Origin of the sequence: Pseudomonas sp. 1912-s (assembly GCF_029269205.1) — a bacterium.
Taxonomy (GTDB): domain Bacteria; phylum Pseudomonadota; class Gammaproteobacteria; order Pseudomonadales; family Pseudomonadaceae; genus Aquipseudomonas.
Genome location: NZ_JARIXR010000012.1, coordinates 1 through 20,698 on the forward strand (window position 1 = coordinate 1; position 20,698 = coordinate 20,698).

15 protein-coding genes and 1 pseudogene are annotated in these 20,698 nt (G+C 63.0%); 12 read left to right on the top strand and 4 right to left on the bottom strand.

What is annotated here, in order from left to right:
• Positions 1–93 (top strand): annotated as a pseudogene (locus P3C29_RS16770) (sarcosine oxidase subunit gamma family protein); the annotation flags it as partial.
• A gap of 422 nt (positions 94–515) precedes the next feature.
• Here P3C29_RS16770 and P3C29_RS16775 read toward each other — a convergent pair.
• Entirely contained in the window at positions 516–1,496 is a 981-nt protein-coding gene (locus tag P3C29_RS16775) for a sugar-binding transcriptional regulator (protein WP_003215718.1), read from the bottom strand.
• Between the two features lie 63 nt (positions 1,497–1,559).
• Complete coding sequence (gene rpiB / locus P3C29_RS16780; protein ID WP_010172018.1) at positions 1,560–2,021, bottom strand: ribose 5-phosphate isomerase B; 462 nt, start codon at positions 2,019–2,021, stop codon at positions 1,560–1,562.
• Between the two features lie 284 nt (positions 2,022–2,305).
• Between rpiB and P3C29_RS16785 the strand changes: the two genes are divergently transcribed.
• From P3C29_RS16785 to dhaL, 7 genes are all read left to right on the top strand, one after another.
• Positions 2,306–3,793, top strand: coding sequence for a sugar ABC transporter ATP-binding protein (locus P3C29_RS16785; RefSeq protein WP_010172020.1), 1,488 nt, complete (start codon positions 2,306–2,308; stop codon positions 3,791–3,793).
• Positions 3,790–4,779 carry an ABC transporter permease gene (locus P3C29_RS16790; protein ID WP_010172022.1) on the top strand — a complete coding sequence of 330 codons (990 nt, stop codon included), beginning with the start codon at positions 3,790–3,792 and terminating at the stop codon, positions 4,777–4,779. Before P3C29_RS16785 ends, P3C29_RS16790 begins: the two co-directional genes overlap by 4 nt.
• Positions 4,780–4,836: 57 nt before the next feature.
• Positions 4,837–5,844: a substrate-binding domain-containing protein gene (locus P3C29_RS16795; RefSeq protein WP_010172023.1), complete on the top strand. Its 1,008-nt coding sequence runs from the start codon at positions 4,837–4,839 to the stop codon at positions 5,842–5,844.
• Positions 5,845–5,973: 129 nt separating this feature from the next.
• Positions 5,974–6,729, top strand: coding sequence for an SDR family oxidoreductase (locus tag P3C29_RS16800; RefSeq protein ID WP_201124558.1), 756 nt, complete (start codon positions 5,974–5,976; stop codon positions 6,727–6,729).
• A 28-nt stretch (positions 6,730–6,757) separates the two neighbouring features.
• Entirely contained in the window at positions 6,758–7,873 is a 1,116-nt protein-coding gene (locus P3C29_RS16805) for an alcohol dehydrogenase catalytic domain-containing protein (RefSeq protein WP_169388883.1), read from the top strand.
• A gap of 175 nt (positions 7,874–8,048) precedes the next feature.
• The gene (locus tag P3C29_RS16810) at positions 8,049–9,050 is read left to right on the top strand and encodes a dihydroxyacetone kinase subunit DhaK (protein ID WP_275964948.1); all 1,002 of its coding nucleotides are present in this window, start codon (positions 8,049–8,051) and stop codon (positions 9,048–9,050) included.
• A gap of 3 nt (positions 9,051–9,053) precedes the next feature.
• Positions 9,054–9,698: a dihydroxyacetone kinase subunit DhaL gene (gene dhaL, locus P3C29_RS16815; protein WP_169388885.1), complete on the top strand. Its 645-nt coding sequence runs from the start codon at positions 9,054–9,056 to the stop codon at positions 9,696–9,698.
• Between the two features lie 112 nt (positions 9,699–9,810).
• On the opposite strand, the gene P3C29_RS16820 is transcribed toward dhaL, so the two are convergent.
• Complete coding sequence (locus tag P3C29_RS16820; RefSeq protein WP_010172034.1) at positions 9,811–10,701, bottom strand: LysR substrate-binding domain-containing protein; 891 nt, start codon at positions 10,699–10,701, stop codon at positions 9,811–9,813.
• 103 nt (positions 10,702–10,804) lie between these two features.
• On the opposite strand from P3C29_RS16820, the gene P3C29_RS16825 reads away from it, so the two are divergent.
• Together P3C29_RS16825 and P3C29_RS16830 are read left to right on the top strand one after the other, a co-directional pair.
• Positions 10,805–11,290: a heme-binding protein gene (locus P3C29_RS16825; RefSeq protein WP_275964949.1), complete on the top strand. Its 486-nt coding sequence runs from the start codon at positions 10,805–10,807 to the stop codon at positions 11,288–11,290.
• Positions 11,287–12,816, top strand: a complete 1,530-nt coding sequence (locus tag P3C29_RS16830; RefSeq protein WP_169388888.1) for an MFS transporter — start codon at positions 11,287–11,289, stop codon at positions 12,814–12,816. The genes P3C29_RS16825 and P3C29_RS16830 overlap by 4 nt, the downstream gene beginning before the upstream one ends.
• A 71-nt stretch (positions 12,817–12,887) precedes the next feature.
• Here P3C29_RS16830 and sohB read toward each other — a convergent pair whose 3' ends face one another.
• A complete protein-coding gene (sohB, locus tag P3C29_RS16835; protein ID WP_275964950.1) occupies positions 12,888–13,913 on the bottom strand; it encodes a protease SohB in 1,026 nt (341 codons plus the stop codon).
• A 210-nt stretch (positions 13,914–14,123) separates the two neighbouring features.
• On the opposite strand from sohB, the gene P3C29_RS16840 reads away from it, so the two are divergent.
• Entirely contained in the window at positions 14,124–15,815 is a 1,692-nt protein-coding gene (locus P3C29_RS16840; RefSeq protein WP_275964951.1) for a ShlB/FhaC/HecB family hemolysin secretion/activation protein, read from the top strand.
• 111 nt (positions 15,816–15,926) lie between these two features.
• Entirely contained in the window at positions 15,927–20,660 is a 4,734-nt protein-coding gene (locus P3C29_RS16845; protein ID WP_275964952.1) for a hemagglutinin repeat-containing protein, read from the top strand.
• Positions 20,661–20,698: the final 38 nt, after the last annotated feature.

Genomic DNA, 20,698 nt, shown 5'->3' on the forward strand with positions numbered 1-20,698 from the left:
CTGCAATGGCTCGGCCCGGATGAGTGGTTGCTGGTGGTGCCGAGCGGTGAAGAATTCGCCGCCGAGAAAAGTTTGCGCGAGGCGCTGGGGAAGGCCTCGGCTGTCCCACATTTGACCGTGCCCGCTGTAGATTTTGATCTTGATGTTGCCTTTGCTTCACACCACTCAAGCCGGCCTGTAGGCCGCTGTGCTGTTGATCTGCTTTTGATCTTGATCTTAGGCGCCCCGTTAAACCACGCTGGCCGAACGCAGGCTTTGGAGCGTGGGTAACCCGGCAGGACGCCGGGTTAGCCGCGCTGGGCCAAGGATGGCCCATCGCGGCGGCCCACGCTCCAAAGCCGGAGTGAGGGCACACCGAGCCTAGGCGAGGTGCCGAGTGGTGGGGCAAGAGCCTTTTGGTTACTTTTGGGCTCCTTTCAAAAGTGACCCGCTGTAAGAGCGGAACCCATAGAAGCCGTTACCTAAATAACGGATATGCCCCCAACCCAACACAAAAAGCTGACCTACCGTGTATGTCAGCTTTTACGCGTCGCATCATCCAACGCCAAAATGGTATGAGCATTGGTCACCGTGGTCGCCAGGGTATTGATCACCCCCGACCGCAATGCCCCCAGCGTCGCCGCTGCCTTGGTGTTTTCACTCGCAATCGCCACCACATCCGGAATCCGGAACAGCTCCTGAACCGTCAACCCGATCACCCGTCCCTGGATGGCGTTGACCGCCGGCTGCCCGTGAATGTCGATAAAGTCATACCCCATCATGTCCCCCACCGTGCCGGACAACCGCGCCTGGGCGATTTCCTGGGGTGAGAACCAGCCCATGCGCACCATGTTGCTGTTTTCACTCATGTCGCCAATACCGATCAACGCCATGTCGGCACGACGGGCACGGTCAAGGGTGGAACGCACGGTGTCATTGCTGATCAACACCCCGCGCAGCTCCGGATTAGCCACCAGCGCCGGCGCATACAGGCTTTCACTCTCGCCACCAAACCGCAGGGCCAGGCGCCGGCAGATGTGATCAGGGTTCATGTATTCGCCGGCCTTGAGCGAACCACCAATGGCGCACACAAACGTGCAGTTGCGGGTCACCGGCAAAAACACGTTATCCGCCACCGCGCCCACATTACGCCCCATGCCGACCGCGACGATCATCCCGTCGCTGAGGGTTTTATTCAGGTAGTTGGCCACCAGGCTGGCAACCGCCGAGCGCTGGGTGTCGGGGTCGCTGTGGTCGACCGCGATCAAGGCCCGGTCCAGCTGGAAGCGCTCCACCAACGCCTGTTCCAGTTCGTTGTTCATCGCCGGGTGCTGCAGCACCCGCACCTCGACAATCCCTTCATCCCGTGCGCGTTTGAGCAGGCGGCTGACTTTTGCCCGGGAAAGGTCGAAGCGCTTGGCGATGGCTTCCTGAGTGACGTTCTCAAGGTAATAGAGCATCGCCACTTCGGTCATCAGGTCGATGTCGCTGGCGATGCGCTGGGTACTGTCACTCATGGGCACGGGCTTCCGTTTCGGTGTCAAAGGCGCATTCTCCCGACTCTTGCCCCGTTCCGTCCACTACTGATGCCCGTCACGCTCGATCGCGTTGATGCGGTCGACCTTGGCCCCGGAACGCGCGGCTTCGAACTCCGACTCCAGGAACGACTTGACGATGCTTTTGGCCAGCTCCGCGCCAATCACCCGTGCACCAATGGACAGGATCTGCGCATCGTTGCTCTTGCGCGCCCGCTCCGCCGAGTAGGTGTCGTGGGCCTGGGCCGCACGAATCCCCAGGACTTTGTTGGCCGAGATGGCCATGCCGATACCGGTGCCGCACACCAGCACGCCCAGCCGTTGCTGGCCGGCATTGATCGCGGTGGCCACCGCCAGGGCAATGTCCGGGTACAGCACCGGCGCCGTGGAGTGGGTGCCGAAGTCGGTCACCGGGTAACCCAGCGCCTCGATGTGGCGCTTCAACAGTTCTTTGAGCTCATAACCCGCTTCATCGCATCCGATAGCCACCGGGAAAGGTGTGTTCATGGCGTTTGGCTCCGCTGCCGTTTTGGGTGCTGGAGAATGATCATATGATCACTCAATGAAATTTCGCTCAGTCATTTCTCGGATATTCCAGGCGCCCTGTCAAGCAGGATTTAGCTGACCCCACAGTCAAAGCCCTCTAAACCGGCACACTTTGCGCAAATCCACCCATTTACAACTTTTCAGTGAAAGAGATTGACTGATCAGAATTTCATTTGATACACATATGCTCACAGCGAAACATGACTGTGCGACCTAATAAGAATTCACAGCACGAGGACACGCCGATGGCCACGCCATTACTGCTCCAGGCTGAACACGTCGCCAAGGCTTACGCCGGGATCCCTGCCCTGCGTGAGGGGCGCCTCTCTCTGCGGGCCGGCAGCGTCCACGCTCTGTGCGGCGGCAATGGCGCAGGCAAATCGACTTTCCTGAGCATCCTGATGGGCATCACCCAGCGTGACGCCGGAACCATCCTGCTCAATGGCTCACCCGTTCAGTTCAACCGCCCCAGCGAAGCACTGGCGGCGGGGATCGCGATGATCACCCAGGAGCTGGAACCCATTCCCTACATGACCGTCGCCGAAAACATCTGGCTGGGCCGCGAACCACGCCGCGCCGGGTGCATCGTCGACAGCAAGGAATTGAACCGGCGCACTCGCCAATTGCTGGAAAGCCTGGAATTCGACGTCGACGCCACCAGCCCCATGCATCGCCTGAGCGTGGCGCAGATCCAGTTGGTGGAGATCGCCAAGGCGTTCAGCCACGACTGCCAGGTAATGATCATGGACGAACCCACCTCGGCCATCGGCGAGCGCGAGGCCGAAACCCTGTTCAAGGCAATCCGCCGCCTCACTGCCCGTGGTGCCGGCATCGTCTATGTGTCGCACCGCCTCAGTGAACTGGCGCAAATCGCCGACGACTACAGCATCTTTCGCGACGGCGCCTTTGTTGAAACCGGGCGCATGGCCGATATCGACCGCGCCCACCTGGTGCGCGGCATCGTCGGCCAGGAACTGACCCGCATCGATCACAAAGTCGGCCGCGAATGCGCCGCCGAATGCTGCCTGGACGTCGACAGCCTGAGCCGTGCCGGCGAGTTCCAGGACATCAGCCTGCAGCTGCGCCAGGGCGAGATCCTCGGTATCTATGGCTTGATGGGTTCGGGCCGCAGTGAGTTCCTCAACTGCATCTACGGCCTCACCACGCCAGACTCCGGCAGCGTGACCCTGCAAGGCAAACCGATGCCCATCGGCCTGCCCAAGGCGACGATCCAGGCCGGCATGTCGCTGGTCACCGAAGACCGCAAGGACAGCGGCCTGGTGCTCAGCGGCAGCATCCTCTCGAACATCGCGCTGTCAGCGTACAAGCAGCTGTCGAGTTGGTCGCTGATCAATGCGCGCAAGGAAAACCAGCTGGCCCAGGACATGGTCAAGCGCCTGCAGATCAAGACCACCTCCCTGGACCTGCCGGTGGAGTCCATGAGCGGCGGCAACCAGCAGAAAGTGGTGCTCGCCAAATGCCTGTCGACCCAGCCGATCTGCCTGCTGTGCGATGAGCCGACCCGGGGCATCGATGAAGGCGCCAAGCAGGAGATCTATCACCTGCTGGACCAGTTCGTGCGCGCCGGTGGCGCCGCGATTGTGGTGTCGTCCGAAGCCCCTGAACTGCTCCACCTGAGTGACCGTATTGCCGTGTTCAAAGGCGGAAGGCTGGTCACCATCAGCAGCGATACCGCCCTTTCCCAGGAAGCCTTGTTGAGTCTTGCCTCATGAATGCCAAATCACTTTCTACACCAGCAGCCGCCCCCATCACCACTGCACCGCGCAGCCGCCTTCGTCTTTCCCTCGACCGCTTCGGCCTGCCGCTGGTGTTTATCCTGCTGTGCCTGGTGATGGCCTTCGCCAGCGAATACTTCATGACCTGGCGCAACTGGATGGACATCCTGCGCCAGACCTCGATCAACGGGATCCTCGCCGTGGGCATGACCTACGTGATCCTGACCAAGGGCATCGACTTGTCGGTGGGCTCGATCCTGGCGTTTGCCGGCCTGTGCAGCGCCATGGTCGCGACCCAGGGCTACGGCGTGCTGGCGGCAGTCAGCGCCGGGATGTTCGCCGGGGCGATGCTCGGGGTGGTGAATGGCTTTATGGTCGCCAACCTGTCGATCCCGCCGTTCGTGGCGACCCTCGGCATGTTGAGCATTGCCCGGGGCATGACCTTCATCCTCAACGACGGCAGCCCGATCACCGATTTGCCCGACGCCTACCTGGCGTTGGGCATCGGCAAGATCGGGCCGATTGGCGTGCCGATTGTGATCTTCGCCGTGGTCGCGCTGATCTTCTGGATGGTGCTGCGCTACACCACTTACGGCCGTTATGTGTACGCGGTGGGCGGCAACGAGAAGAGTGCACGCACCTCCGGGATCGGCGTGCGCAAGGTGATGTTTTCGGTGTACGTGGTGTCGGGGTTGCTCGCCGGATTGGCCGGTGTGGTGCTCTCGGCACGCACCACTTCCGCCCTGCCCCAGGCCGGCACTTCGTATGAGCTGGACGCGATTGCCGCGGTGGTGATCGGCGGCACCAGCCTGTCCGGCGGCACCGGCACGATTGTCGGCACGCTGTTTGGCGCGCTGCTGATCGGCGTGATCAACAACGGCCTGAACCTGCTCGGCGTGTCCTCCTATTACCAGCAGGTCGCCAAGGGCCTGATCATCGTGTTCGCAGTACTGATTGATGTGTGGCGCAAGAAAAAACGCTAGTCGCTTTTCCTCGAAAACCGAACTGAACGACCTACAACAATAAGCGGAGTTCTCATCATGAAAGTTGGTATTTCCCTGGCCGCCGTCGCGGCACTCTCCCTGCTCGCCAGCAGCATTGCCCTGGCTGCCGATGGCAAGACCTACAAGATCGGCGCCGCGGTGTACGGGCTCAAGGGCCAGTTCATGCAGAACTGGGTGCGCGAGCTGAAAGAACACCCGGCGGTCAAAGACGGCACCGTGCAGTTGACCGTATTCGACGGCAACTACGACGCGCTGACCCAGAACAACCAGATTGAAAACATGGTGACCCAGCACTACGACGCGATCCTGTTTGTGCCGATCGACACCAAGGCCGGCGTCGGCACCGTAAAGGCCGCCATGAGCAACGACGTGGTAGTGATCGCCTCCAACACCAAGGTGGCCGACGCCAACGTGCCGTATGTGGGCAACGACGACGTGGAAGGCGGCCGCCTCCAGGCCCAGGCCATGGTCGACAAGCTCAACGGTAAAGGCAACGTGGTGATCATCCAGGGCCCGATTGGCCAGTCAGCCCAGATCGACCGTGAAAAAGGCGAGATGGAAGTACTGGGCAAACACCCGGACATCAAGATCATCGAGAAGAAAACCGCCAACTGGGACCGCGCCCAGGCCCTGGCCCTGACGGAAGACTGGCTGAACGCCCACCCCAAAGGCATCAACGGCGTGATCGCGCAGAACGACGACATGGCCCTCGGCGCAGTGCAGGCACTGAAGTCCCACGGGCTCACCTCCAAGGACGTGCCGGTGACCTCCATCGACGGCATGCCGGATGCGATCCAGGCCGCGAAGAAAGATGAAGTGACCACCTTCCTGCAAGACGCCCAGGCACAGTCCCAGGGCGCACTGGATGTGGCGCTGCGGGCATTGGCCGGCAAGGATTACAAGCCGCAGTCGGTGATCTGGGAACGCTATGGCAAGGACGTGAAATGGGGTGACGGGACTGCCAAGAACTACATCCTGCCGTGGGTACCGGTAACCAATGCGAATGCGGATGCGCTGTATCAGCAGGTCAGCGGCAGCAAGTGACCGCGCGCTCCCTGTAGGAGCCCGGCTTGCCGGCGATGGCGATCTCAAGATCAACACCTGCCTCAAGGCCGCCATCGCCGGCAAGCCGGCTCCTACAGTGGTTTTCTTTGTCAAAATGGAGTCATGTTCATGTCTGGATTCTGGAATCAAGCCTTCGACCTCACCGGCCGCTGCGCCGTGATCACCGGCGGGGCCGCCGGGATCGGTCTGGCTTGTGCCAGCCTGTTGGTGGAACGCGGCGCGCGGGTGGCCCTGCTGGACCGCGACCCGGCCGTGGTCGAAGTCGCCGCCAGCCTCGGCGCCGGGAACATCGGCATCGCCGTGGACCTGCGCCAGCTCGACCAGGTGCAGAGCACCGTCGACTACGTATTCGATCACTTCAAACGCCTGGATTACCTGGTCAACAGCGCCGGCGTCGCCCTGCTGGACAAGGCCCTGGACGTCAGCGAAAACGCCTGGGACACCACCCTCGACATCAACCTCAAGGCCAGCTTCTTCGTGGCCCAGGCCTGCGCCAGGCACATGCTTGCCCAGGGCAGCGGGCGCATCGTCAACCTCGCCTCTCAAGCGGCGGTGATCGGCCTCGACCGTCACGTCGCGTACTGCGCCAGCAAGGCCGCCGTGGTCGGCATGACCAAGGTGCTCGCCATGGAATGGGCGCCCCACATCAACGTCAACGCCATCTCCCCGACCATCGTCGAAACCGCCCTGGGCAAAAAGGCCTGGGCGGGCGAGCTGGGGGAACGGGCGAAATTGCAGATCCCGGCGGGCCGCTTTGCCCAGCCGGAAGAAATCGCCGGGCTCGCGTTGTACCTGCTCAGCGACGCCGCACAGATGATCACCGGGGAAAACGTGGTGATCGACGGCGGCTACAGCATTCAGTAATTCATCTTTTGTCGTGAGGTTTATCGTCATGTCCACTGTCACCGAACGCACCCCTGAGCAACTGGCCCCCGTCATTCCGAAAACCATGCAGGCCGTGGTCTGCCATGGCCCCGAAGATTACCGCCTGGAGACCGTCGACGTGCCCACACCCGGCCCCGACGAGATCCTGACCAAGGTCGAGCTGTGTGGCATCTGCATGGGCGACATCAAGACCTATCGCGGCGCGCCGTCGTTCTGGGGCGATGCCGAGCAGCCGCGCTACGTCAAGCCGCCGATGATTCCCGGGCATGAATTCGTGTGCCGCGTGGTTGCCCTCGGCCCGGGCGCGGAAAAGCGTGGGGTGAAGGTCGGCGACCGGGTGATTTCCGAACAGATCGTACCCTGCTGGGGCTGCCGTTTCTGCAACCACGGGCAGTACTGGATGTGCCAGAAGCACGACCTGTATGGCTTCCAGAACAACGTCCAGGGCGCCATGGCCCAGTACATGATCTTCACCAAGGAAGGCATCATCCACAAAGTGCCGGACTCGATTGCCCCGGATGAGGCGATCCTGATCGAACCCCTGGCCTGCTCGCTGCACGCAGCGGAGCGGGCGAACGTGGATTTCGACGACATCGTGGTGGTAGCCGGTGCCGGTACCCTGGGGCTGGGGATCATCGGTGCGGTGCGCATGCGCAACCCGAAGAAACTCATCGTGCTCGACATGAAACCCGAACGCGCCGCCCTCGCCCTGCGCATGGGCGCGGATGAGGTGTGGAACCCCGCCGAGGTCGACGTGATGGCGAAGATTCGCGAGATCACCGATGGCTATGGTTGCGACATTTACATCGAAGCCACCGGGCATCACAAGGCGGTGAACCAGGGCCTGGCGATGCTGCGCAAGCTGGGGCGTTTTGTTGAGTTCAGCGTGTTCAACGACGAGGCCACGGTGGACTGGTCGATCATCGGCGACCGCAAGGAACTGGACGTGCTGGGCTCGCACCTGGGCCCGTACATGTACCCACGGGCCATCGACTTTATCGGCAACCGCAAGATCGACATGCGCGACGTGGTGACCCACAAATTTGCCCTGGCAGACTTCAAGGAAGCGTTTGCGGTGATGGAACGCGGAGACAAGTCGCTTAAAGTCGTCCTGGAACCCTGATTGGCTCAATAACACAAAACCCTGCGGGCGCCGGGCTCTTTGTGGGAGCTGGCTTGCCTGCGATAGCATCGACCCGGTGTCACTGAAAGACCGAGGCGCTTGCATCGCAGGCAAGCCAGCTCCCACAAAAGCCCCCCGCCCCAACACCCAGAACAAGAACACAGGAAACCGCGTTATGAATCGAGTGATAAACGATCCGGATCAGGTGGTCGAGGACATGCTGCGGGGCATTCTGGTCGCGCACCCCGAGCTGCGCCAGTACGAAGCCAATCCACGGGTGATCGGCAAGGCCAGGCCGTCACCGCAAGGCCGTGTGGGCATCGTGACCGGCGGCGGCTCCGGGCATGAACCGGCGTTCCTCGGCTATGTCGGCCCGGGCCTGGTAGACGCCGTGGCCGTCGGCGAGATTTTCTCCTCGCCCACCGCCAAAAGTTTCTTCGACGCCTTCCGGGCTGCCGACCACGGTGCCGGCGTGGCGTGCCTGTACGGCAACTACGCCGGCGACAACATGAACGTGAAGCTGGCGATGAAGATGGCTGCCAGCAAGGACATGCGCATCCGCACGGTGGTCGCCAACGACGACGTGGCCTCGGCCCCCAAGGCCGACATCGCCAAGCGTCGCGGGGTGGCCGGTGAGATCTTCATGTGGAAGGTCGGCGGCGCAGCTGCCGCGCAGCATTACGACCTGGACGGGGTGATTCGTGTCGCCCAGAAGGCGGTCGACAACTGCCGCTCCATCGGCATCGGCCTTACGCCCTGCACCATCGCCGCGGTGGGCAAGCCGAACTTCCAGATTCCCGACGGGCAGATGGAGTTGGGCATCGGCCACCACGGCGAGCCGGGCATCGAAGTGATCCCCATCGAGTCCGCCGAAGCCATGGCGGCGCGCATGCTCGCGCCGATCCTCGCCGACCGCGACTTCAGCCAGGACGATAGCGTGGTGGTGCTGGTCTCGGGCCTGGGCGCCACGCCGGTGATGGAGCTTTACATTTTCTACGCCGAGGTTGAACGTCAGCTCAAGGCCAAGGGCTTGAAGATTCACCGCTGCTACGTGGGCAACTACTTCACCTCCCTGGAAATGATGGGCGTGACCCTGACCTTGCTGGGCCTGGACGCCGAGCTGAAAACCCTGATCGACCAACCCTGCCGTTCCATCGGCATGACCCAGGCGGAATAAACCATGAGCCAGCATTTCTCCACCCACGACGGCAGCGCCATCGTCGCCGACCTGGTGAGCGTGATCGTTGCCAACCGCGAGTACCTGAGCGAAGTTGACGGCGCCATTGGCGATGGCGACCACGGCATCAACATGGCCAAGGGGTTTGCCCATTGCGGACGCACCATTGAAGGCCGCCAGTTGACCCTGGCCGAAGCGCTGGATGAGTTGACGCTGAGCCTGATGGAAGGCATCGGCGGCTCCATGGGCCCGCTGTATGGCAGCCTGTTTATCGGCATGGCGGATGAGGTACGGGCCAGCGAAGAGATTGACGCGGCGACCTTTGCGCACTTGCTGCGGGGCGGACTGACGTCGTTGCAGGACATCACCGAAGCCGGCGTGGGTGACAAGTGTTTGATGGACACATTGATTCCGGCGGTGGAGGCGTTTGAACAGGCCCACGCGTCGGGCGCGTCGTTCAGTGAAGCGCTGGAGGCGATGAAAAGTGCGGCGTCACAGGGACGGGATTCCACCAGGGATCTGGTCGCGAAGATTGGCCGGGCGAGTCGGCTGGGTGAGCGTTCGCTCGGCGTGCTGGATGCCGGAGCGGTATCGTGCTGTTTGATACTGACAAGGCTGGCGGATTCGGTTCAACCGCGGTTGGTGTAGCGCCTGGCCGGGCCTCATCGCAGGCAAGCCAGCTCCCACAGTTGATCGAGTGTGCCTGGGCGTACGCTGTCAACTGTGGGAGCTGGCTTGCCTGCGATGGCCGCGGCGCGGTTTAACGTTTATCACCAAAAACTGCTGCACTCTGCTTCACCTGCTCGATGTACCGCGCAACCGCCGGCGCCTTTTCAAAACGCCGGTGGATCAGCGACAGCCACGACGACGCCTCGCTGCCTTCAATCCTGCGATACACCACGTTCGGCAATCCCACATGCCCCACCACTGACTCCGGCACCACCGCCACGCCCTGCCCCAGCGACACCAAGGCAATCACCGCCACCAAACCGCCCGGCTGCGGCCCTAACCGGGGTGCATAGCCGCCCTGCGCCGCCACGTGCAACGTGCCGCTGATCTGCTCGGGCAAGATGAAGGTCTCGTTCTGCAGGTGCTCACAGCTGATCGCCTTCAACCCCAGCAGCCACGAATCCTGAGGCAACGCCAGCACAAACCCCTCACTGCTCAACCGCACCGCATCGACGCCGTCAGGCAAGGTCATCGGCGAGCGAATATAGCCAATGTCGTAGCGCCCCTCGGCCACCAGTCCCGGCAACGCCGCCATGGGGCTCTCGCGCACATTGAGGCTCACGTCCGGGCAATCCGCGCAGAACGACTGCACCTGGCGCTGCAGAAGCCCCGAATACACCGCCGACGCCACATACCCCAATTCGATATGACCGATCTCGCCACGCCCGGCACGCTGGGCATTGCGCTGGGCAAACTCGAACTGGCGCACGGTAGCCTCGGCCTCGATCAGCAACGCCGCACCCGCCTCGGTCAGGCTGACTTCGCGCTGGCTGCGGATAAACAGGCGGGTGCCCAGGGTGGTCTCCATGTCCTGGATCTGTCGGCTCAGGGTCGGCGGTGCAATGCCCAGTTGCTCGGCGGCACGGGTGAAATTGCGTTGCCGGGCAACGGCCAGGAAGTAGCGGAAATGCCGTATTTCCATCACAGGATTAGCTCAAAGGTAATGAAGTGCTGTATGGCGCCTAACAACGGCGCGACTGACCGGGGATAAGCTCGCGGTACGCTTACAGTAGAGAGGCTTTCCCATGTTCGTCAAATCATTGATCCTGGCCGCTGCCGGTCTTTGCGCCCTGCCAGCGGCGTTCGCGGCAGAGCCGTCACCGGGCATTGCCCACAAGGCAATACTTAGCCTGGCAACTGCCCAGCAGGTCGCTGCACACGCTCGAAAATTGGCCGCCGACAAAGGCTGGCCCTGCGCCCTGGCAATCGTCGATGACGGTGGCTGGCCGATCCTGACCCTGCGCATGGACGGGGCCCCTGTGGTGGCGGGCATCGAATTGGCCCAAGGCAAGGCGCGTACGTCAGCACTTTTCAAGCGGCCCTCCGCAGACCTGGAAAACGCCATCAACGGTGGGCGCCAGGCAGCCATCACCGCCGGCCTGCTGATGATGAAAGGCGCCCAGCCCATCATTCTTGAAGGCCAGGTCGTGGGCGCCATCGGCATCAGCGCCGACACCCCGGCCCACGACGACGAGATCGCCCTGGCGGCGGTGAGCGCGGTGCAACCATGAGCAACGTCAGCCCGCGCCTCACGCTGCTGACTGCCTCCGGGGTCTGCTCGCTGATTGTGCTCGACACCAATATCGTCGCCGTCACCCTGCCAAGCATCGCCCGGGACCTGGGGGCGAATTTTGCCGATATCGAGTGGGTGGTCAGCGCTTATATGCTGGCCTTCGCCGCGCTGTTGCTGCCGGCCGGGAGCATTGCCGACCGCTTCGGGCGCAAGAAAAGCCTGATCTGGGGCCTGAGCATTTTCATCCTCGCCTCCCTCGGCTGCGGCGCAGCACCGAATGCGTTGTTCCTGGACATCGCCCGAGCCATCAAAGGCGTCGGGGCGGCCTTGCTGCTGACCTCTGCGCTGGCCTCCATCGGCCACACCTTTCATGACGAAGCGGAGCGTGCCAAGGCCTGGGCGTTCTGGGGCGCGTGCATGGGTGTGGCGATGACCGCCGCGCCGACCCTGGGCGGCTTGATCACCGAGTACCTGGGCTGGCGCTGGATTTTCTATCTCAATTTGCCCATCGGCCTGGGGTTGATGGCGCTGTCGGTGCATGCCATCCCGCATTCGCGGGATAGCCAATCGGCGCGGCTGGACCCTTGGGGCAGCCTGGCTTTCAGCGCGAGCTTGCTGTGCCTGATCTGGGGTCTGATCGAGGCCAACCGCATCGGCTGGGACAACCCGCTGACCTACGCCCGGTTGCTGGGCGGCATCGCTTTGCTGGGCTTGTTTGTGCTCGCCGAACGCCTGCAACAGCGGCCGATGGTAGACCTGCAACTGTTTAAGCACCCACGCTTTATCGGGGCACTGCTGGGGATGTTCGCCTACGCCGGCTGCGCCCAGGTGATGATGACGCTGCTGCCGTTCTACCTGCAAAACGGCCTGGGGTTCTCCGCGATTGCGTCTGGGCTCGGCATGCTGCCGTTTGCCTTGACCATGCTGGTTTGCCCCAGGATTGGCGCACGCCTGGCCGGTCGCTTTGCACCGGCAACGATGATGGCGACAGGGCTCACGCTGGTGGGTTGCGGCAACCTGCTCAGTGCCTGGGCGGTGAATGTCGGCGGCTACCTGCCGTTCGCCCTGGCCATAGCGGTGACGGGGGCCGGCGCCGGATTGCTCAATGGTGACACCCAGAAAAACATCATGGCCTGCGTGCCACGAGACCGCGCCGGGATGGCATCGGGCATGAGTACGACCATGCGCTTCAGCGCGATCATGTTGGCGATCGGGGTGTACGGGGCCTTGTTGAGCAGCCACAGCGAACAGCTGCTGCACACCCGCCTGGGCGCACAGTGGCAGGAACAGGTGTCGGGGATTGCTTCACGGGTGGTGGCGGGCGATATGCCGGCGGCGATGGCGCTACTGCCTGAGTCGGCACGGGGGATGGTGCAGCCACTGGCGCGGCAGGCATTTGTCGGCGGGTTCAGCGTGGTGTTGTGGGTGGCGGGGTTGTTGGGGTTGCTGGGGGCGCTGGTGGTGGGATCGCTGATGCGCCATTCCATACCGGCGGTGCCGCAGGCTTCACTACCAACTCGGTGAGTTGACCACCACAAACCCATGTGGGAGCAAGCCCGCTCCCACATTTTGATCTTCGCCAGGCAGCTGACCTGTTACCAGAACCGCTGCTGGTTCAGGCGACTCCACCAGGTCAGCAGCACGCGATCTACCGAACCGCTGGCTGCCAGGCCCACTCGCTCCTGCAGGCTTTTACGCTCGGCATAATGCAGGTGGAATACCTCGGCAGTCTTGGCCTTGGTTGCCAGGTATTCGTCGCTGGTTTGCAGCGCGTCCACCAGTTGCTTGTCCAACGCGGCAACGCCCAGCCAGACTTCACCGGTAGCCACTTCATCAATGGCCAGCTGCGGGCGGTAGCGCGACACGAAGTTCTTGAACAGCTGATGGGTGATGTCCAGGTCTTCCTGGAACTTCTCCCGGCCCTTCTCGGTGTTTTCGCCAAACACGGTCAGGGTGCGCTTGTATTCACCCGCGGTCAGCACTTCGAAGTCGATGTCGTGCTTCTTCAGCAAGCGGTTGACGTTGGGCAACTGCGCCACCACGCCAATCGAGCCCAGGATGGCAAACGGCGCGCTGATGATCTTCTCGCCGATGCACGCCATCATGTAGCCGCCGCTGGCCGCGACCTTGTCGATGCACACGGTCAACGGTACGCCCGCCTCGCGGATACGGGCCAGTTGCGACGACGCCAGGCCGTAGCTGTGGACCATGCCGCCGCCGCTTTCGAGGCGCAGCACCACTTCGTCCTTGGGCGTGGCCAGGCTCAACAGTGCGGTGATTTCATGACGCAGGCTTTCGGTGGCCGAGGCTTTGATATCGCCGTCGAAATCCAGCACGAACACCCGTGGCCTGGCCTCGGGTTTCTTCTTGCTGTTCTTCTTTTCAGCCTTGCTTTCAGACTTGCGCAGGGCCTTGAGCTGGTCCTTGTCGAGCAAGGTCTGCTCCAGGCGCTCACGCAGGCCCTTGTAGAAGTCATTGAGTTTGCTGACCTGCAACTGGCCGGCGGACTTGCGACGCCCCTTGCTGCGCAGGGCGGCAAAACTGGCGAGGACCACCAGAATGGCGACCACCAGGGTGACGGTTTTAGCTAGAAAACTTGCGTACTCGGCAAGAAACTCCATAAGACACCTGTGAGGCTTGAAAGGCGCAGTCTACGGGGATTGTCGTCGTGATGTCTAACACTGTGAACGCAACAAATTCCTACAAAAATAACCAATTTTTCCTACTTGCGTAGTTCGATTCCCACAACATTTTCAGACGCCACGTCCAGCATTTACAGGGGAAAACCGCCTTAAACTCCGCGTTTATCAGACCCTGTAGAAGCAACGCTCATGTATAGCAGGCATTGCAACATTCCGTGCCAGATCCGTGCGTCGTGGATGCTCACGGCCCTGGCGATCGTACTGATTGCCCCCGCGCCCACCCTGGCTGCCGACCCTCGTGCCCAGGAGCTTGAGCGGCGAACCCGGGAACAGCTGGAACTGGAGCAGCGCTTGCGCCTGCTGGAGCGCTCCGGCCCCTTGCCACCCCAGGCTGCGCCGGGGCCACCGCCACCGCTCCCCGTCGAGCCCTGCTGGCAGGTCCGGGGGCTCAGGCTGCAAGGCAACACCTTGATCAGCCTGGCGCAGGTCAATGCACGCCTTCAGCCGCTGATGAGCGACTGCATGAGCGTCACCCGCATCAACCAATTGCTGGGGGCCCTGACCGCGCTGTATGCCGACGCCGGCTTCATCGCCAGCCGGCCTTACCTGGCGCAACGGCCACAGGACGGCCAGAGTCTGGACATCATCATCGAGGAAGGTTTTGTCGAAAGCATCGAGCTTGCGGCCCCCGACCTGCCCATCTCGCTGCGCGGCGCGTTCCCCGGGATGCTCGGCAAACCGCTGCAACTGCGGGAGCTGGAACAGGGCCTCGACCAACTCAACCGCCTGCGCTCCCTGGACCTCACCGCCGACGTGGCCCCCGGCAGCTTGCCCGGCGGCTCACGGCTGCTGATTCGCCCACGCACCAGCGCCGCGCCGATCGGCGCCGTGGTGAGCTACAACAACCGTGGCACCGAATACATCGGACGCAACAACGGCGCGCTGACCCTGACCTACGACAGCCCCTCGGGGTTGAACGATTTTGTCGCCCTGAGCACCAGCACCACCCTGGACCAGACGTTCGCCTACAGCCGCAGCCAAAGCCTGTACTACAACATTCCCTACGGCTTCTGGACCCTGGCCCTGAGCGCCAGCCACTCCCAATACCGCTACCCGGTCGAGCTGCCGAGCCAGACCGTCCGCGCCAACGGCCAGACCCGCCAATACAGCCTCAGCCTCAACCGCCTGCTCTGGCGCGACCAGGGCACGCTGCTCAACGGCATGCTGCGCCTGAGTTCAAAGCGTTCGCAGAGCTACTTTGCCGATCAATACCTGGCCATCCAAAGCCCGAGCCTGACGGTCGCTGAAGCCAGCCTGAGCCTGCTGAAAATCACCGACGGCCTGTGGAATACCACTCTCAGCTACGCCCAGGGCCTGGACTGGCTGGGAGCCGACCGCGACGAGGAACGGCTGTCACCCGCGCTGCCCCGCGCGCAGTTTCGCAAGTACCGCGCCGACGTGAGCTACTGGCGCCAGGGCCGCGATGGCCAATGGAGCTGGAACAGCCAACTGGCGCTGCAATACAGCCCCGACCCACTGCCCAGCCTGGAACAGATGCTGCTGACTGATGACTACGCGGTACGCGGCTTTCGTCAGGACCTGGTACAGGCGGCCAATGGCGCAGTGTGGCGCAACACCCTCAGCCTGCCCCGCCGCCTCGGCACGCAATGGACCCTCAGCCCGCGTGTGGGGCTGGACGTGGGTTGGAGCAAGCAAGTGACGGGTGCCGAAAGCCAGCGGCTGGCCGGGGCCAATATCGGCGTCGGCTTGAGCACCCGCGACTGGCAACTGGACCTGGATTACCAGCGCAGGCTCTACGGCCCGCCCCCTTCGAGCCACGAGCCGGGCTTCTGGCGGCTGGAGTTGAGCCTGCAAATCTGAGTTCGCAAGGCGGGTGTTCTGGAGGAATACCCGAAGAGGCTTCACCCATGCTCGCAAGGAGCATCAGGACAGTGCACACAACCCCATAACAACAATCAAAAAGGTTTCGTAATGAAAACAATTGCGCACGCGCCACCGGCCGCCCTCAAACCCTGCCAGACCTTGCGCTGGATGGTCTGCGGCCTGGTATTTGTCCACTACATACAACCCGCCATGGCCGCCAGCGGGGCAACAGTGACGGTGACCATGGCCGCGTCCACCCCGCAGAGCCCGGTCCCGGCTCCCGGCGGCGCCACAGTCTCCACCCAACAAGGGGTGCCGGTGATCAATATTGTTGCCCCCAACGCCACGGGGCTTTCCCACAATCAGTTCCTGAACTACGACGTCGAGCGCCAGGGGCTGGTGCTGAACAATTCAACGGCGGCAGGCCAGTCGCAATTGGCCGGGCAACTGGGTGCCAACCCGCAGTTCAATGGCCGTGACGCCAGCCTGATTCTCAACGAAGTGATCAGTCGCAACGCCTCCCGCATCAACGGCCCCCAGGAGATCTTCGGCCGGGCGGCCGACTATGTGCTGGCCAACCCCAACGGCATCAACGTCAATGGCGCCAGCTTTATCAATACGCCGCGAGCCGCCTTCGTGGTGGGCAGCCCGGAGTTCGAGGACGGGCGCCTTGCGCGCCTCACAACCTTTGACGCGCCCAACGAGCTGATTGTAGGTGACCGCGGACTGAGCAACATGGCAGGCGCCATAGACCTGATTGCACCGCGTATCGACGTCAACGGCAGCATCGATGCACGGAGCGACCTGAATGTCATCATGGGTTTCAACCAGGTGGCGTATGAAGATCGAAGGATCGAACAGGTACGCCAGCCGGCCAGGCCACCCGTCGACGCGCAGCTGTTCGGCGCGATGCAGGCCGGGCGGATCAATATCATCAGCACCGTCGACGGCGCCGGGGTCAAGGTTGCCGCGCCGCTGCTGGCCATGGCAGACCTTACGGTGGCCTCGGCCGGCAACCTGGAAATAACCGGCAGCACCCGGCCAGACTCCCTAAACGCCAACCGCACCCTGTTGAACAGCGACACCGGCGATGTGCAGTTGCAGGCCAAGGACGACCTGGTGCTCACCGCCACCGACGTCAGCGCACGCACCATCGACGCCAGCGCCGGGGGTGACCTGCGGCTCGACGCCCTGACCAGTTCGCGTAAAACCGAGCAGCGGGAAAACTGGGAGAGTAAATTCCTGTTCATTACCACCGAGACCTACGACAAAAAAACCACCGACACTCGCACCCGGCAGCACGGCAGCAACCTCACGGCCACTGCCGACGTAAGCCTCAAGGCCGGCAAAAATATCGAGTTCAAGGCCTCCACCGCCAGCGCCGGCGGAACCCTTCAGGCCGAGGCCGGCAAGGACCTGCGCCTGAGTGCCCTGAATGACTCGAAGGAAACCCGCGAAACCCTCAACCACCGCAAAAACCTCTGGCGCGGCGACTACGATAAAACCGAAAAAATAGAAACCGTCCGCAGCAGCAGCCTCACCAGCGGCGGCGCGATGCAGTTGAGCAGCCAGCAGGACCTGCAAGTACTCGGCAGCGAGGTCGTGAGCCAGGGCGACCTGACGATCGACGCCGGGGGCAAGGTGGACATCGGCACCACCCGGGTCGTCCAGGAGAGCTGGCAAAAAGACTACGAAGGCGACTTGCTCTCCGGCAGTTTTTTCGGCGAGAACCTGAAGGACGAACGCAACGAAGACCTGGTGGTCGGCAGCCTGGTGGAGGCCAACGGCACCTTGCGGCTGCGCTCGGAAAACGTCGCCATCAGTGGCAGCCAGGTCGTGGGAGAGAAAGATGCGTTGCTGGTCAGCACAAGCGGCGCCCTGAGCATCGACGGCGCGCAAAACCGCGTGACGTCGGACAAGTCCGTCACCGACAGCAAACTGTTTGGCCTGCTCAAGGACAAGACCCGCGAGCGCAAGAACACCGCCACTCAGGTCCGCAGCCAGGTGCAGTCGCACAGCAATCTGCGCCTGCAAAGCGCCAGCGACTTGAACGTGGTGGGCTCCGACGTGTCGGCACAAGGCCGGCTCGAACTGCAAGCCGAGGCCGACATCAACCTGCTGGCAGGCAAAAACACCGCCCAAACCCTCACTGAGACCGACCAGCACGGGTTCTCCGCCTCCGCCGGTGAAACCAAAGAAGCCGGGCCCGGGATCAAGGGGTCGGAGCAATACCAGGCCGGGATCAACTACAACCAGAAACAAACCATCATTACCGAGGACACCCTCACCCACGAGGGCAGTCAACTCACCGGCGCCAGCGTGGACATCAACGCCGGCAATAATCTGCGGGTCAAGGGCTCCGACGTAACGGCCACCGACGGCGATTTGAACCTCTCGGCCCCCTCCATAGAACTGCTCAGCGAAGCGGATAAAAGCCTGCGGGTCGTCGAGGAAAACAGCCTCAGCCTTGGCCAGTTCTACACCGGCGGCATGGACCGCGCAGGCGGCGGCTGGCAGGTCGACAAGGACAAGGACGTGACGACCACGGACACCTCCACGGTTCAATCAAGCCAGTTGAGCGCTGCGGGAAATATCAATGTGATCGCCGGTGAGGGCCAGGGCCAACTCATCACCGAGGCCGCCAAGGTCAAGGCGGGCGGCGAGTTGAATGTCAGCGCGGGCACCCTGGAAAATCGTGCGGTGTACGACAGCGTTGTCGAGACCCGGGAGGTCGACCACTGGAGTGTCAGTGTCGGCGCCAACATCGAATACAAGGACGTGACCCGGCCGATCAAGAAAGTCGTCGACGGGATCGACCAGACCAAGGTCTACCAACCTTCGGTGCTGGATGCGCTGGACCCACCCAACGCCGGTATCGACCTGGCCGTCAACGTGCTGGACAGCCGCGCCGAGTCGGGTTCCACCACGGCGGTGGTCAGTGAGTTCGAAGGCGCCTCGGTCAACGTTCAGGTCGACGGCGCGCTGACCGACACCGGCACGCGCTATGTGGCCACCGACGGCACGCTGTCGATCACCGCCGGAAGCCATGCGTTTGCAGCCGCTGAAAACACCACGTTCAGCCGGGACAAGGGCACCGATGTCGACACCGCCTTGCGGGTCTATACCACCACCGGCAGCGACATCAACACGCGGGTCCTCGGCTCGGGCGGCAGTTTCGACTTGCGCCAGGCCACCGGCACCGCGGTACCCGGCAGCCTGGAGGGCAAATACGGGATCCAGGTGCAGTTGGGTACGGATGGCCGGTATGAGGGCACCCGGCTTGATGCAGGCCAGGGTGACCTGAAAATCCGCACGCCGGGGTCCCTGAGCTTTACCGAGGCCCGCGACTTGCAAACCAGCGATGAAACAACCCTGGGCGGGTTTGGCTGGGTGGAGGCCGGCACCAGCCCCGACACCCTGAAAAAAGCCAACGCAGGCGGCCAGCTCGACAAAGCGTGGCTGGTGGTGGAAGACACCCAGGGCCGTGGCGCCAGCCTGTTAGCCGAAGGCCTGACCGAGATTATCGCGGGGCAGGACCTTACATTGCATGGCGCGCAAATCGGCAGCGCTGAACGCAACAGCGGCGATGTGCGGCTCAAGGCCGGCGGTAATGTGGAGTTGCTGGCCGGTATCGACACCTATTCGGCCGCCGGTGGCAACCTCGGCGGCGGTGCGCGGGCGAGCGTCAAGGCCACCCAAAGCGACACCGCCAGCGGAACGAGCGGCGGGTTCGGCCTCCAGGGCGGCGTGGGCAGCATTGATGAGCGCGGCACCCTGCAACGGGGTGGCAGCCTCGACAGTCGCGGCACGGTGCAAATCGAGGGCCGGAATGTGCGCCTGCAAGGGGTGCAAGGCAAGGCTGAGGCGTTCGAGCTGGCTGCCATCGGCGGCGAGCTGATCCTGGAGTCCGCCGTCTCCAATGAGCAGCGCGACAACAAATCCCTGACCGCCGGGCTGGGCGCCAGCCTCACCCGCAGCTCAGAGTCGTCCGACAACGGCTCGGGCCTGTTCGTCCGGGCGAAAGGCGGCATCGACCAGCTCGACAGCCAGACCCACGACAACACGCGCCTGGTGGCTGACCGGGTGCAGCTCGACAGCCGGGGCGATACCCGACTGCTGGGCGCCACCGTCACGGCCGGCGAGGTCAGCGGCCGGATCGGCGCTGACCTGGTGGTCGAGAGCCGGCAAGATCAGGTGCAGGCATTGACACTGAACCTGGATGCGCAACTGACCACCGAGAAAAACCCGTCCGGCGGGATTGATAAGGCAAGCGTTGCCGCCGGCCCGTTGGGTGGCACCGTGAAAAACACCGGCAAAAAGCTCTACGAAAAAGCCGCCGACAAGACCCAGGCGCTCAAGGACAAGTTGCTGGCCAGAAGTACTGGCAGCCCGGACGCCTCCCGGGACCGCTTCAAGGACCTGCTGTTCCAGAACCCGAAAAACCGCGATGTCACCCCGACCCTGCTGGCGGACTTCAGCCGCACGCGCAACGACACCGTGGCCGAGGCTTCCGGGATCCGGGGCCGTGACGGTGTGGATTTGCAGGTGGCGGGCGGCGTCGACCTGCTGGGCGCGCGGATAGGCTCCAGCGGTGGCACCGTGGACCTGGGTGGCGCATCAATCGCCGGCAAGGACTTGAGTGGCCGCGACCAGCGCACCGACCTGGGCATCAACGCCTCAGCCTCACCGTTGCTGCTGGGCCTGGCGCTGAACCAGGAGTTCACCAAAGAACGTGACCCGCAAAGCCTGGCCGACGAGCAATTCAATACCGGCCTGCTGCGTACCGGCGGGTACGACCAACGCCAATTACTGACCAGCGGGGTTGATCAAAAAGGCCGCTGACAGCGGCACGCAAGCGGTGCAGCCGCGGTACCGGGGCT